This window comes from Pseudooceanicola spongiae (assembly GCF_014899185.1).
Taxonomy (GTDB): Bacteria; Pseudomonadota; Alphaproteobacteria; order Rhodobacterales; family Rhodobacteraceae; genus Pseudooceanicola; species Pseudooceanicola spongiae.
On the sequence record NZ_CP045201.1, the window covers coordinates 1,567,508 to 1,580,326 of the forward strand.

At 62.7% G+C, this 12,819-nt stretch carries 14 protein-coding genes; 9 read left to right on the forward strand and 5 right to left on the reverse strand.

The window, feature by feature from the left end; translation table 11 throughout:
• The first annotated feature begins 352 nt into the window (after nt 1-352).
• Nucleotides 353-1,102 carry an SDR family NAD(P)-dependent oxidoreductase gene (locus F3W81_RS07495; protein WP_193082992.1) on the forward strand — a complete coding sequence of 250 codons (750 nt, stop codon included), beginning with the start codon at nt 353-355 and terminating at the stop codon, nt 1,100-1,102.
• On the opposite strand, the gene F3W81_RS07500 is transcribed toward F3W81_RS07495, so the two are convergent.
• Nucleotides 1,099-1,878: a gamma-glutamyl-gamma-aminobutyrate hydrolase family protein gene (locus tag F3W81_RS07500; RefSeq protein ID WP_193082993.1), complete on the reverse strand. Its 780-nt coding sequence runs from the start codon at nt 1,876-1,878 to the stop codon at nt 1,099-1,101. The two genes, F3W81_RS07495 and F3W81_RS07500, sit on opposite strands and share 4 nt — an antisense overlap.
• Before the next feature lie 276 nt (nt 1,879-2,154).
• Here F3W81_RS07500 and pepN point away from each other — a divergent pair, with 276 nt between their 5' ends.
• The 4 genes from pepN to F3W81_RS07520 all read left to right on the forward strand — a co-directional run bounded on the left by pepN (nt 2,155) and on the right by F3W81_RS07520 (nt 7,709).
• The gene (gene pepN, locus F3W81_RS07505; RefSeq protein WP_193082994.1) at nt 2,155-4,719 is read left to right on the forward strand and encodes an aminopeptidase N; all 2,565 of its coding nucleotides are present in this window, start codon (nt 2,155-2,157) and stop codon (nt 4,717-4,719) included.
• A 132-nt stretch (nt 4,720-4,851) separates the two neighbouring features.
• Entirely contained in the window at nt 4,852-6,366 is a 1,515-nt protein-coding gene (gatB, locus tag F3W81_RS07510; RefSeq protein WP_193082995.1) for an Asp-tRNA(Asn)/Glu-tRNA(Gln) amidotransferase subunit GatB, read from the forward strand.
• A gap of 245 nt (nt 6,367-6,611) precedes the next feature.
• The gene (locus F3W81_RS07515) at nt 6,612-7,079 is read left to right on the forward strand and encodes a thioesterase family protein (protein ID WP_193082996.1); all 468 of its coding nucleotides are present in this window, start codon (nt 6,612-6,614) and stop codon (nt 7,077-7,079) included.
• A 108-nt stretch (nt 7,080-7,187) separates the two neighbouring features.
• Complete coding sequence (locus F3W81_RS07520; RefSeq protein WP_193082997.1) at nt 7,188-7,709, forward strand: DUF4177 domain-containing protein; 522 nt, start codon at nt 7,188-7,190, stop codon at nt 7,707-7,709.
• A gap of 173 nt (nt 7,710-7,882) precedes the next feature.
• Here the strand turns inward: F3W81_RS07520 and F3W81_RS07525 are convergent, their stop codons facing one another.
• Complete coding sequence (locus tag F3W81_RS07525) at nt 7,883-8,140, reverse strand: BolA family protein (RefSeq protein ID WP_193082998.1); 258 nt, start codon at nt 8,138-8,140, stop codon at nt 7,883-7,885.
• 75 nt (nt 8,141-8,215) lie between these two features.
• Between F3W81_RS07525 and F3W81_RS07530 the strand changes: the two genes are divergently transcribed.
• Nucleotides 8,216-8,842 carry a J domain-containing protein gene (locus F3W81_RS07530; RefSeq protein ID WP_193082999.1) on the forward strand — a complete coding sequence of 209 codons (627 nt, stop codon included), beginning with the start codon at nt 8,216-8,218 and terminating at the stop codon, nt 8,840-8,842.
• 80 nt (nt 8,843-8,922) lie between these two features.
• On the opposite strand, the gene F3W81_RS07535 is transcribed toward F3W81_RS07530, so the two are convergent.
• The 3 genes from F3W81_RS07535 to F3W81_RS07545 form a co-directional block, all read right to left on the reverse strand.
• On the reverse strand, nt 8,923-9,066 hold the full coding sequence (locus F3W81_RS07535) for a hypothetical protein (RefSeq protein ID WP_193083000.1): 144 nt from the start codon (nt 9,064-9,066) through the stop codon (nt 8,923-8,925).
• A 251-nt stretch (nt 9,067-9,317) separates the two neighbouring features.
• Nucleotides 9,318-10,025, reverse strand: coding sequence for an anti-sigma factor (locus F3W81_RS07540; protein WP_193083001.1), 708 nt, complete (start codon nt 10,023-10,025; stop codon nt 9,318-9,320).
• Entirely contained in the window at nt 10,022-10,738 is a 717-nt protein-coding gene (locus F3W81_RS07545) for a sigma-70 family RNA polymerase sigma factor (protein WP_319022300.1), read from the reverse strand. Before F3W81_RS07545 ends, F3W81_RS07540 begins: the two co-directional genes overlap by 4 nt.
• Before the next feature lie 54 nt (nt 10,739-10,792).
• Between F3W81_RS07545 and cobS the strand changes: the two genes are divergently transcribed.
• From cobS to F3W81_RS07560, 3 genes are all read left to right on the forward strand, one after another.
• Nucleotides 10,793-11,776, forward strand: coding sequence for a cobaltochelatase subunit CobS (gene cobS, locus F3W81_RS07550; protein WP_193083002.1), 984 nt, complete (start codon nt 10,793-10,795; stop codon nt 11,774-11,776).
• A gap of 228 nt (nt 11,777-12,004) precedes the next feature.
• Entirely contained in the window at nt 12,005-12,406 is a 402-nt protein-coding gene (locus tag F3W81_RS07555; RefSeq protein WP_193083003.1) for a hypothetical protein, read from the forward strand.
• A 1-nt stretch (nt 12,407) separates the two neighbouring features.
• On the forward strand, nt 12,408-12,803 hold the full coding sequence (locus tag F3W81_RS07560; protein WP_193083004.1) for a hypothetical protein: 396 nt from the start codon (nt 12,408-12,410) through the stop codon (nt 12,801-12,803).
• Nucleotides 12,804-12,819 lie beyond the last annotated feature (16 nt).

Genomic DNA, 12,819 nt, shown 5'->3' on the forward strand with positions numbered 1-12,819 from the left:
CGGAGCAGATGAAGCGTTTGTCCCGCGCGCAAATCAAGCGCTTATTGCATGGTAGCGCCAACACGGCTGTCCGTTTCAAAACGCCCTGTGCAGCCCAGCAACAGCACCGGCACTCCGAGATCGAAATCCGCTGACGAGCTCGGCCTTGCGCACTGATCTTGCCGCGCACCATCCAATCCTGTCCATTCGACCATATCAACCCGGCGGCACAATACCAGCGCCATCACCTGAACACCGACGCGGCATCGTCATTGGGCCTCCGCACTGCACGGACTTGCACCGCACAGACAAGCGGCTATGGTTCACCCGTATTGCGGAATGATATTCCGCTAAAATCTGGGAGGAGTGAGGAATGCTGCAGGGCAAACACGCCATCGTTACAGGCGGCGGCACCGGCATCGGTCTGGCCATTGCGCGGTCACTGGCAGACGCCGGCGCGCAAGTCACCATTACAGGCCGCCGCGCCGACGTGCTGAAAGAGGTGGCAGAGCCGGGCATGTTCGCCCTGCCGATGGACGTCAGCGACGAGGCCTCGGTGCGTGAGGGGATGGCAAGCGCCGTCGCGGCCCGTGGCCCGATCCAGATCTGCGTGGCGAATGCCGGCATTGCCGAGGGGCGCAAGCTGCAAAAGACCTCCTCAGAGTTCTGGCGCAAGATCATGGCGACCAATCTGGATGGCTGCTTTTACACGGTGCGCGAAAGCCTGGAATCGATGACCACGACCGACTGGGGGCGTGTGATCGCCATATCCTCGATCGCCGGATTGCGCGGTGCTCCGGGGGCTGGCGCCTATGCCGCCTCGAAACACGGGGTGATCGGCATGATGCGTTCGTTCGCGGAGGATTTTCTGGGCGGACCGATTACCTTCAATTCGATCTGTCCGGGCTATGTCGATACGCCCATCGTGACGCGCAATACCGATGCCATCTCCAAACGTGCGGGCGTGTCTGAAGAGGAGGCGCGCAACATGATGATCAACATGAACCGCCACAAGCGCCTGATCTCACCTGAGGAAGTTGCTGCAACCGCGCTCTGGCTGTGCAACCCGCTGATCGAAAGCGTGAATGGTACGGAAATCCGGATCGCAGGCGGCCAGCTCTAGGCGGACCTAAGGACAGGGATCGCCCGACGCCCGGCATGCCAGGCGCGGGCGGCCTCGCCCAGACCTTCGAAAAGAGGGCGCGATACGGGATCATGGGCCGCGTTGTATTCCGGATGCCACTGCACGGCGAGGGTATAGCCCGGCGCCCCCTCGACATAGGCGGCCTCAGGCGTGCCATCGGGCGCCCGGCCATCGATTACAAAGCGCTTCCCCGGCGTGATGACGCCCTGACCGTGTAGCGTATTCGTCATGACCTCAGACGCGCCCATCACACGGTGGAACACCCCGCCCTCGGTAAAGGTCACCTTGTGGCGCAAGGCGAATTTTTCCTCAATCGTGCCATCCGGGGGCATACGGTGGTTCAAACGCCCCGGCAAATTGCGGATCTCAGGGTGCAAGGTCGACCCCATGGCAACCGCAACCTCTTGAAAGCCACGGCAAATTCCAAGAAACGGCTGGCCCCGTTCAACGCAGGCACGCACAAGTGGCAGAGTGATCGCATCGCGCGCCCTGTCAAAAGTGCCATGGGCCTCTGTCTCTTCATCGCCATATTCCGAGGGGTGCACATTGGGGCGACCGCCCGTCAGCACGAAGGCATCGAAGGTCTCAAGAAGCTCCTCCACCGACACCAGACCGGGGTCTGCCGGGATCAAGGCAGGCAGACCGCCCGAGACATTCGCCACCGCTTCGGAGTTCATAACCCCGCCAGCGTGGGTTCTGTAGCTGCTGTCAACAACGTGAAGATTGGTGATGATGCCGATAAGGGGTCTTGTCATGCTACGCCTCTAAGCTTGATCACTAACGTAATAGCGCAAGTCAGCAAATAAAACGGAAATCACTGTGCAGAGATGCACTGCCACCTTGCGCCGCTACGATTTCGGGCAGAACCACCGTGGCTTACCCAGGCTAAAACGTGCATCCTTCCGCCGAATAACTACCATAGATTGCATCCGACCTTCCGGTGGGGAAGGTCCCTCTTGCGCTGCGCTTGCCCTTGCAATCCGGCCCGTGGCGGTGAAACTCGCGCGCAACACGACATGAGGACGAGTGACATGAAAGACGCAGCCCCCACCCAGTCAGGTCAGACGATCTATCTGAAGGACTACACCGCCCCCGGCTGGCTGGTCGAAGAGGTGCATCTGACCTTCCGTCTTGCGCCCGAAGCGACCCGCGTGCTGAGCCGGATCCGCTTCACCCCCAACCCCGATGCGGACCAGGGCCAGTTCTTTCTGCATGGCGAGCAGCTCAAACTCATCTCCGCCAGCATTGATGGCACCCCCGTCGCCCCCGACATCAGTGAAGAGGGCCTGACCTGCGCCGTGCCCGACGGCGCCTTCACCTGGGAGGCGGAGGTCGAGATTGCACCGGCGAAAAACTTCGCTCTCGAAGGGCTTTACATGTCGAGCGGCATGTATTGCACCCAGTGCGAGGCCGAAGGCTTCCGCAAGATCACCTACTACCCCGACCGCCCGGATGTGATGAGCGTCTTCACCGTGCGCATCGAGGGCGACACCCCCGTCAAGCTGTCCAACGGCAACCCCGTGGCCAGTGGCGAGGGCTGGGCCGAATGGCATGATCCCTGGCCAAAACCGGCCTATCTGTTCGCGCTGGTCGCCGGAGACCTGATCAACCATCCTGACCGCTTCACCACCATGTCCGGCAAAGATGTCGAGCTGAACATCTGGGTCCGCCCCGGCGACGAGGGCAAATGCGCCTTCGGCATGGAGGCGCTGAAGAAGTCGATGAAGTGGGATGAGGAGGTCTATGGGCGCGAATACGACCTCGATATCTTCAACATCGTCGCGGTCGACGATTTCAACATGGGGGCGATGGAGAACAAGGGGCTGAACATCTTCAACTCCTCCTGCGTCCTCGCCAGCCCGGAAACCAGCACGGACGCGAACTTCGAGCGGATCGAGGCGATCATCGCGCATGAGTATTTCCACAACTGGACTGGCAACCGCATCACCTGCCGCGACTGGTTCCAGCTGTGCCTGAAAGAGGGGCTAACGGTCTATCGCGACAGCCAGTTCACCTCGGACATGCGCTCAGCTCCCGTCAAACGGATTTCGGATGTGATCGACCTGAGGGCGCGCCAGTTCCGTGAGGATAACGGCCCGCTGGCGCATCCGGTGCGGCCTGAAAGCTTTCAGGAAATCAACAACTTCTACACGGCGACTGTCTATGAGAAGGGCGCCGAGGTCATCGGCATGCTCAAACGGTTGGTCGGGGATGAGGCCTATTCCAAGGCGCTGGATCTGTACTTTGAACGTCACGATGGCCAAGCCTGCACCATCGAGGACTGGCTTGCTGTGTTCCAGGAGTCGACGGGCCGCGATCTGAGCCAGTTCAAGCGCTGGTATTCTCAGGCAGGCACCCCGCGTCTGCACGTCAGCGAAACCTGGGAGGATGGCACCTTCACCCTGCACTTCCGTCAGGAGACGCCCCCGACCCCCGGCCAACCCGACAAGGCCCCGCAGGTCCTGCCGATTGCCGTCGGTCTGATCGGCCCGAACGGCGACGAAGTTCAGGAAACCACGCTTCTTGAGATGACCGAGGCCGAGCAGAGCTTCAGCTTCTCCGGTCTCGGCGCGCGGCCGGTCCCGTCGATCCTGCGGGAATTTTCGGCCCCTGTGATCCTGCACCGCGACACCGACAATGCCGAACGCGCCTTTCTGCTGGCCCATGACACAGACCCCTACAACCGCTGGGAGGCGGGGAGAACCCTTGCGAAACAAGCACTTCTGCGGATGATCGCAGATGGGGCCGAAGCGGACGCAGGCTATCTGGGCGCGCTGGCGACCCTGCTGGCGGATGAAACGCTGGACCCGGCCTTCCGTGCTCTGGCAATGGCGCTGCCGTCCGAGGATGATCTGGCGCAGACGCTGCATGAGTCCGGCCACGTGCCTGACCCGCAGCGGATCTGGGAAAAGCGGCAAGAGATGCGCAGTGCCATGGCCGAAGCAATGCCGGATCTGCTGGCGAACCTCTACGCGGCCCATCAGGTGCCCGGCGAGTATCAGCCCGATGCCGGTCCCGCAGCGGCCCGCTCCCTGGCCAACTCCGCGCTGGCTCTGCTGTCGCGGCGCGACGGGGGCGATCGGGCGCGGGCCCAGTTCGCTGAGGCCGACAACATGACCCAGCAACTGGCCGCGCTGAGCTGTCTGTTGAGTATTGAGGACGGTCAAACCGAGTTGAAAGCTTTTTATGATCAATGGCATGATGATCGTCTGGTCATGGACAAATGGTTCTCGCTTCAGGTCGCTTATGCCCGCCCCGATCAGATGGCCGCCACGACCGAGCGTCTGGCGAACCACCTCGACTTCGACATGAAGAACCCCAACCGGTTCCGCGCCACCTTCGGCGCCCTGACGATGAGCCCGGCTGGTTTCCACCATGCCTCTGGCGCGGGATACAAGCTGCTGGCGGACTGGCTGATCAAGCTCGACCCGCTGAACCCGCAGACCACGGCGCGGGTGTGCAGCGCCTTCCAGAGCTGGACACGCTATGATGCAGACCGTCAGGCGATGATGCGCGAGGCGCTGGAACGGATGGCGGCGCAGCCGAAACTCAGCCCCGACACCCGCGAAATGGTGACGCGGATCCTGAATGCCTGAAACGTTGCGCATCACCGGGGGCGACCCGGTGGTGCGCTCACTCTTTCAGGGCCACGACGAACAGAGCCTCTTGCCCCCCGAAACGGCCTGTCCTAGAACCCGGGACCAAGCCATTCCCGGAAAGGACCGACCATGCTGGACCTCACGTACGAGACCCCGAAACCCAAGGTGATCGCCGGTGCGAAACACGATTGGGAGCTGGTCATCGGCATGGAGGTCCATGCGCAGGTCGCCTCGAAGGCGAAACTGTTCTCGGGCGGCTCTACCCTGTTCGGCGCTGAACCCAACTCCAACGTTGCCTTTGTCGACGCGGCGATGCCGGGGATGTTGCCCGTCATCAATGAATTCTGTGTTGAGCAGGCCGTGCGCACCGGACTGGGCCTGAATGCCGAGATCAACCTGTTCTCTGCCTTCGACCGCAAGAACTACTTCTACCCCGACCTGCCGCAGGGTTACCAGATCAGCCAGCTCTACCATCCCATTGTCGGCGAAGGAGAAATTCTGGTCGACATGGCGCCCGGCATTGCGCGTCTGGTGCGGGTGGAACGCATCCACCTGGAGCAGGACGCCGGTAAATCGATCCACGACATGGACCCGAACATGTCCTTCGTCGACCTCAACCGGACCGGCGTGGCGCTGATGGAAATCGTCAGCCGCCCCGATATCCGCGGCCCGGAAGAAGCCGCCGCCTATATGGTCAAACTGCGCCAGATCCTGCGCTATCTCGGCACCTGCGACGGCAACATGCAGAGCGGCAGCATGCGGGCTGACGTCAACGTTTCCGTATGTCTGCCAGGGGCTTACGAGAAATTTCGCGAGACCGGCGACTTCGGCCACCTCGGCACGCGATGCGAGCTGAAGAACATGAACTCCATGCGCTTCATTCAGGCCGCGATTGATGTGGAGGCGCGGCGTCAGATCGCGATCCTGGAGGCCGGAGGCAAGATCGATCAGGAAACCCGCCTGTATGATCCCGAGAAAAACGAGACCCGCTCCATGCGGAGCAAGGAAGAAGCGCATGATTACCGCTACTTCCCCGATCCCGACCTGCTGCCACTCGAGATCGAGCAGGCTTGGGTCGATGATATCAAGGCCAGCCTTCCGGAGCTGCCCGACGCGAAAAAACTGCGCTTCATCAAGGACTTCGGTCTGAGCGAATATGACGCAAGCGTGCTGACCGCCGAAGTGCCGAACGCCGTCTTCTTCGAGGAGGTCGCCGAGGCCTGCAAGGATGGCAAACTGGCCGCGAACTGGGTCATCAACGAGCTGTTTGGCCGTCTGAAGAAAGACGACGCCGACATCGAAAACAGCCCTGTCAGCCCGGCGCAACTGGCTGGCATCATCGCCCTGATCAAAGGCGATGTGATCAGCGGCAAGATCGCCAAGGACGTCTTTGAGATCGTCTATAGCGAAGGCGGCGATCCCGCTGTTATAGTTGAGGAAAAAGGCCTCAAGCAGGTCACCGATACCGGCGCCATCGAGGCGGCTGTGGACGAGATCATTGCGGCCAATCCCGACCAGGTCGAGAAGGCAAAGCAGAACCCGAAGCTGGCGGGCTGGTTCGTCGGTCAGGTGATGAAATCCACCGGCGGCAAGGCCAATCCCAAGGCCGTGAACGATCTTGTGGCGGCCAAGCTGGGGCTCTGATCTGACACCATCGGCGTGCTGAGCGTCGATTGAAGAGATAGACGGGCAGAGGTGCAAACCTCTGCCCGTTTTTGCATGCCACGGATCGCTCTGACCCGGCGGACCCAAGCACCAAAACCGCGAAATCGTGATGTCGGTATTCCGTCGGTATCTGAACGGTATCCGGGCGGTGCGTTTTTGGCGCTGCGGCTTGCCCCCGCGGGCCAGCCTGATAGCCTGCCCTGCGAACAAGCTCAGGAGAGACGATGCCCCTTTTCACCTCGCCACTGATGACCGTGAAGCCGGAATGGACCGATTACAATGGCCACCTCAACATGGCCTATTACGGGGTCCTGTTCGACAACGGGATGGAATTCTTCACCGATGAGATCGACCTGAGCGAGGCCTATATGCGCCGCAGCGCCCATACGACCTATTCGGCCGAGTTCCGCATTCGCTACCTGCGCGAGGTCCATGCGGGCGCTCAGGTGCGTGCCACGACCCGGCTGCTGGACGTGGGCCCCAAAGCCTTTCACTTCTGTCAGGAGCTGATCCACGAAGACGGCTGGATCGCGGCCACCGGCGAGGGCATCAGCCTGCATATCGATCAGTCCGGGCCGCGCGTTGCCCCCTACCCAGAACCGCAGATGGCGCGCTTGCTGGCCGCCGCTGAGGAGCATGCCGCAGACCCGGTGCCCGACTGGGTCGGCGCGCCGATGCGCATCCGCAAATAGCCCCGTCCTCAGGCGGGGCATTGCCGCTCAGCCGCTGAAACAGCGGCGGGGATTGAGGCGCGGCCCGCAGTGGCGCTAAATGGCGCGATCAGATCAGAGAGAGCCGAGATGACCCAGTACGACTATAAGGTGATGCCAGCTCCGACGCGCGGCACCAAGGCGCGCGGTATCAAGACCGCCGAGGGGCGCTTTGCCAATGCGTTCGAGGAGCTGCTGAACGAGATGGCCGCCAAGGGCTGGGAATACCAGCGCGCCGAAACGCTGCCGCAGGAAGAACGTCAGGGCCTGACCGGCACCTCCAGCAGCTTTCGCAACCTGCTGGTGTTCCGGCGCGCGGCGGCCCATGCGACGGTGCAATACCGCCCCGAAGAGGCCGATACTGCGGAAGCCTTTGCCGAAGACGAGCCCGAGAAGCGCACCCCAGCAAGCCCCAGTGTCGGTTCGGCGCAGCGCAGCGAGGCGCTGCAGGGTCAGGGTCCGCGCCTGTCGGGCGTGGTGAAGTCGCCCGCCGCTCAGGTCATCGGCCGCGCCTCTGCCGTGGCTGAGGGCGAGGCAAAGCCCGCCCCGGGCGTGTCGGATGCAAGTGCGTCCGAGTGGGAAGACAAGGACGACACTCGCAAGCCGGACTGAGGCAGGCGCGGTGCGTCGCTGGTTGCGCTGTTCCTGAAACATTTCGGGCCGGGCCGTTGCACTGGCCCGGCCCGAAAGCGTTGGATGAGGCCCCCTTGCGGGGGTTTCTTTTCGCGCCGGGCCTTGTGCTTCGGCGCCATTTCTCTATATTCGGCCAGCCTGAGAAATCCTTTTCAGGCGGTAAGTTCCAGCGCCAGCGCGTGAATGCGGCCCATCAGATCGGACCCTAAGGCGGAGTGCACGGCGCGATGGCGTGCAATACGGCTTTGGTCTGCAAAGGCGCTGGACGTCATCCGGACACGAAAATGACTCTCTCCACCCTCCTGAAAGCCCGCGTGGCCACGGTGGCTTTCACTTTCGTCCAGCACCTCAAGGTGTTCAGGCGAAAATTCGTCTTCAAGTCGCCTGCGGATCTCTGCCGTTCGTGACATATTTTTTCCTCTCGCCTCTTCAATCTCGCGCCACACAGTCTATGCTGCAGCGCCTGACTCGGAAAGGACCGCCTGATGCCCAAATCTGATCCCTTCGGTTTTGACATGTCCATTTCTTCTGCAAAGAAGAAAACCAACCGCGGTCGACGCGGCATGACAGGGGCCTCGGAAACCTCGCGGCGCCCCTGCGAACATGAGGGCTGTGAAGAGCCCGGTAAGTACCGTGCGCCCAAAGCCCCGGATGTGCTGGACGATTTCTTCTGGTTCTGCAAGGACCACGTCCGCGAATACAACCTGAAATGGAACTTCTTCGACGGTCGCACCGAGGCCGAAATGAACGCCCAGATGTCCGAGGACAAGGTCTGGGAGCGCAAGACCAAGCCGCTTGGCGACCCAGAGGCGCGGGCCTGGGCCCGTCTGGGGATCGAGGACCCGCATCAGGTGCTCGGCGCGAATGCGACGCAGAACCCCGGCAAGACCGGTGGCGTCACCACGCGCCGCCTGCCCCCGACCGAGCGCAAGGCGGTGGATATTCTGGATGCCCGCGATCACTGGAGCAAGGCCGAGGTCCGCAAGGCCTACAAGGCCCTGATCAAGGTGCTGCACCCGGATATGAACGGCGGCGACCGGTCGCAGGAAGAACAGCTGCAACAGGTCGTCTGGGCCTGGGATCAGCTGAAGGACAGCCGCAACTTCAAATAAGCGGCGCAGGATGGATTTGTCCGGGCCTTTATGGGGCCCGGGCTGGACGCTGGCGCCTGCGTGCTGTCAGAGGCGCATTTTCAGGGGTGTTCGGACGCCGCGCCTTGGGCGGGTACCTGCTGTGCGGGCACCTGGGCGCTGATATAATCGCTGAGCCCGGCGAGCGTGAAAAGCGCGATCACGAAAAGGCTGGCAATGCTGCGGCGGCCTTGAGGGATGAACATAGGGTGTCTCCCGTTGAGAGTGAGCAGGAACGACAGCGCCGCAGGGTCACGCCCGCATCGGCCTGTCAGGCCGTAACTGACCTGTCGGGACCTTAGCGCCACAACTGCAAAAAATGGATTAAGCTTGCCAGGGCGGCCTCTGCCAGCCGTCTGTTGCAGTAAACGCCCGGTTTACCTCAAAAGATGCCGATATGAAAAACGCCCTGAGGCTCGCGGCCGGAGGGCGTTTTGCCGTGTAGAGGGCAGATCCTTTAGCTGGCGATGACCTGACCGGCGGCCAGCACGGCCCCTGTCGGTTGCCCGGTGGGTGAGCCGCCGAGAGGTTCGTCCGAAATCGCCAGCGTCGCGCCGGGCAGAACCGCGGCAAGGCTGGCGGGCAGAACCACGTCCTGTTTCGAGCTGTTGGCGGGCCAGACCAGAACCGACACCGGCGCCGCACTGCCGGCAATCAGCCAGAGGTGATAGGAGCGTCCCTCGGCCGCGCCCTGCCCTTCGCGTTTCAGGCGCAGGGCGCCCGTCTCGGCATCAAAGGCGGCGGCGAAATGCACCGGAGCGGTTTCTTCACCAATCTCGGCCACGAAATCCGGCTGAAACGCGGGCGTCAGCAGATCGGACTGGTAGACAAGGAAGGCGAACATGGCGGCCAGCGCGGCACCTGCAGCGAATTCGCCCAGACCCAGGCGCGCCCAGAAGCCCTTGGCGGGTGCTTTGGCCTCGGCGGGCCAGAGCCGCTGATGGATCGCCTGCCAGACGCGCGGCGGCACCCGGGCCTCGGCAATGCCGTCGGTCATGGCGACGAAATCGTCAGCCCAGGCCGCGACCAGAGCGCGCAGCGATGGCTCACGCGCAAGGCGATCCTCGAAAGCTGCGGCCTCGGTCGGGCTGAGCAGCGTCAGGACATACTCGGCGGCGAGAACCATGTCGCTTTCGCCCGGTGTCATTGTGGCCTCGTCGCTCATCTGGTCAGACAGTCCTTCAATTTCTTCAGACTGCGGCGCAGCCAAGTTCGCATCGTGTTCAGCGGAACATCATACCTCTCGGCCAGTTCCTGATAGGTCAGCCCGAGGAGATAGGCACCCTTGACGGCCTCGGACCGGTCCGCATCCAGTTCCTCCATGCAGCTCATCAGCCGCGCCCGTTCGGACCCGGCAATCGCCAGAGCCTCGGGGCCGGGGTCCGAGGACGGTATGGCATCGGCCTCCGACAGATCCGAGGCAGAGGAGCGGCGCGCCCGAAGGCGGTCGATGGCGGTGTTACGCGCGATCGTGATCAGCCAGGTCATCGGGGAATACCCGCCCGCCTGATACCGCCCGGCACTACGCCAAATCTTGATGTAGGAATCCTGAACCGCCTCTTCGGCTTCGCTTCTCGTACCCAAGACACGCAGGGAAATGCCGAAAAGTTTCGCAGAGGTCAGTTGATATAATTCCTGGAAAGCGGCCCTGTCGGCAAGGGCAGTGCGCGCGATCAGGTCTTCGATGTCTTCCAAGGTGGCCATATTCTTACTCAAGTCCCCCGGCTGCCGCGCTGGCAACACCTGCATATTCCACGGCCCCATCTGCGTCACATGGACCCGACGCACCGGGTGCGGCGCGATTTTGCCCTTTTCCTCGCCGCCCTCTTCGATATGTTGCACCGAGAATGCGCAGGCAGACCCTGCGCGATGCGACATGAAGAAACCGCGCAGCACGAAACGCGCGGATGACTTACAAGGGACAAGCCGACCATGGCCGACGGATCGCTCGATATCAACGCCAAACCGACCGAAGAAATCTCGGTTCGCGACGTCTTCGGAATCGATACCGATATGATCATCAAGGGGTTCGACGCCCCGACTGACCGGGTGCCGGAAGCGGACCCGACCTATCGTTTCGACCCCGACACCACGCTGGCCATTCTGGCAGGCTTCAGCCACAACCGCCGCGTCATGGTGCAGGGCTATCACGGCACGGGCAAATCGACGCACATCGAACAGGTGGCAAGCCGGCTGAACTGGCCCTGCGTGCGCATCAACCTCGACAGCCACATCAGCCGGATCGATCTGATCGGCAAGGATGCGATCAAGCTGCGCGACGGCATGCAGGTGACCGAGTTCCATGAGGGCATCCTGCCTTGGGCGCTGCGCAACCCGACTGCCATCGTGTTCGACGAATACGATGCGGGCCGCGCCGACGTCATGTTCGTGATCCAGCGCGTGCTGGAAACCGACGGGAAGCTGACGCTGCTGGACCAGAACGAGATCATCACGCCGAACAAGTTCTTCCGCCTGTTCGCGACCTCGAACACGGTGGGTCTTGGCGACACGACCGGCCTCTACCACGGCACGCAGCAGATCAACCAGGCGCAGATGGACCGTTGGTCCCTCGTCGCGACGCTGAACTATCTTTCCCACGACGCAGAATCCGCGATCGTGCTGAGCAAGGCGCCGCATTACAACACCGCTGCGGGTCGCAAGATCATCGGGCAGATGGTGACGCTGGCTGGCCTGACCCGGACCGCCTTCATGAACGGCGATCTGTCGACTGTGATGAGCCCGCGGACCGTGATCAACTGGGCCGCCAACGCCGAGATCTTCCGCAATGTCGGCTATGCCTTCCGCCTGACGTTCCTGAACAAATGCGACGAGCTGGAGCGCCAGACGGTTGCCGAGTTCTATCAGCGGTGCTTTGATGAAGAGCTGCCGGAAAGCGCCGCGGCCTCGACCAGCTGAGCGCTGGCAATTCTGGACAGCAAGATCGCGCGGCGTCGGATAACTTCCGGCGCCGCGTTTCGTTTGGCCCTGCAGTTTTGCGGAGATACCGACAGTTTGAGGCAGATAGCGTGCGGTGGATGCACCGGGGCGCAAGGGTTCTGCGCCTAGCCTCAGCGCATTGCGGCGCGGCACCCCCGGACGAGAGGGGCGCGCGCGTTTGCCGCACAAGGCGTCAGAGGGTCTGTCATGCGAGGGCACAGGGCATATCTGGCGGCGGCCGGGCTCTGTCTGGCGGGCTGCCTCAGCGTCACGGCGGGACCGGCCGAGGCGCTGCGCCTGGACGCGATGACCCGGACCTTTGCCACCTGCACCGGGCGACTTTCGGCACTGATGGAGCATCAATGGCTGCTCTCTCCCACCGAGGCAGATGTGACCGAAAGCCACCGCCGCCAGATGATTGAACTGCTGCAGGCCGTGATGCCGGGCGAGAGCGCGCGTGACGTATTGTCGCTCAGGATCGAGGCGAAGGTTGCGCAATCTGTCCTGCTGACGCGCGCGACGTTCAACCCGGATGCCTTTGATGCGGCGCGGGCGGGCATAACCTCGGCGCGGCTGCTGGCGCAGTGCGAGGCTTTGCTGACGCAATAGCGTGAGGGGGCTTCTTTTTGGCGTCGCGCGCTTTACCTATAGCGGTATGAAACGCATTGCCCTTTCCCTGCTGGTCGGCGCGGCCCTTGCTGGCCCGGTCGCGGCCCAGACCCGCCGCGATCCTGCGGAATGCGCCGCGCTCTGGTACGGCATGGTTGATGCGGGCGCGCAGTATCCCGGCACCTTCGGCCCGATGCCCGACACCCATGCGCTGGCCGACCAGTTTGCCGCCCTCGCCGGGCCTGAGGCGAAGGCGCGGATTGCCAGCCAGCGAGCTGATTTCACCCTGATCGCCAAGGCCAAGGTGCTGGGGCGCGACAAGATCTCGTCGGATCTGTTCGACCGGGTTGCGGAGTCCTGCGACGCCCTTCTGGCCAGCCAGCCCCCCACCCCCTGAAAAGAGACACGCGGGA

Excerpts from the sequence above, each read along its gene's own strand:
- F3W81_RS07495 (WP_193082992.1), top strand. The coding sequence starts at position 353 with ATGCTGCAGGGCAAACACGCCATCGTTACAGGCGGCGGCACCGGCATC.
- F3W81_RS07500 (WP_193082993.1), bottom strand. The coding sequence starts at position 1,878 with ATGACAAGACCCCTTATCGGCATCATCACCAATCTTCACGTTGTTGAC.
- pepN (WP_193082994.1), top strand. The coding sequence starts at position 2,155 with ATGAAAGACGCAGCCCCCACCCAGTCAGGTCAGACGATCTATCTGAAG.
- gatB (WP_193082995.1), top strand. The coding sequence starts at position 4,852 with ATGCTGGACCTCACGTACGAGACCCCGAAACCCAAGGTGATCGCCGGT.
- F3W81_RS07515 (WP_193082996.1), top strand. The coding sequence starts at position 6,612 with ATGCCCCTTTTCACCTCGCCACTGATGACCGTGAAGCCGGAATGGACC.
- F3W81_RS07520 (WP_193082997.1), top strand. The coding sequence starts at position 7,188 with ATGACCCAGTACGACTATAAGGTGATGCCAGCTCCGACGCGCGGCACC.
- F3W81_RS07525 (WP_193082998.1), bottom strand. The coding sequence starts at position 8,140 with ATGTCACGAACGGCAGAGATCCGCAGGCGACTTGAAGACGAATTTTCG.
- F3W81_RS07530 (WP_193082999.1), top strand. The coding sequence starts at position 8,216 with ATGCCCAAATCTGATCCCTTCGGTTTTGACATGTCCATTTCTTCTGCA.
- F3W81_RS07535 (WP_193083000.1), bottom strand. The coding sequence starts at position 9,066 with ATGTTCATCCCTCAAGGCCGCCGCAGCATTGCCAGCCTTTTCGTGATC.
- F3W81_RS07540 (WP_193083001.1), bottom strand. The coding sequence starts at position 10,025 with ATGAGCGACGAGGCCACAATGACACCGGGCGAAAGCGACATGGTTCTC.
- F3W81_RS07545 (WP_319022300.1), bottom strand. The coding sequence starts at position 10,738 with ATGTCGCATCGCGCAGGGTCTGCCTGCGCATTCTCGGTGCAACATATC.
- cobS (WP_193083002.1), top strand. The coding sequence starts at position 10,793 with ATGGCCGACGGATCGCTCGATATCAACGCCAAACCGACCGAAGAAATC.
- F3W81_RS07555 (WP_193083003.1), top strand. The coding sequence starts at position 12,005 with ATGCGAGGGCACAGGGCATATCTGGCGGCGGCCGGGCTCTGTCTGGCG.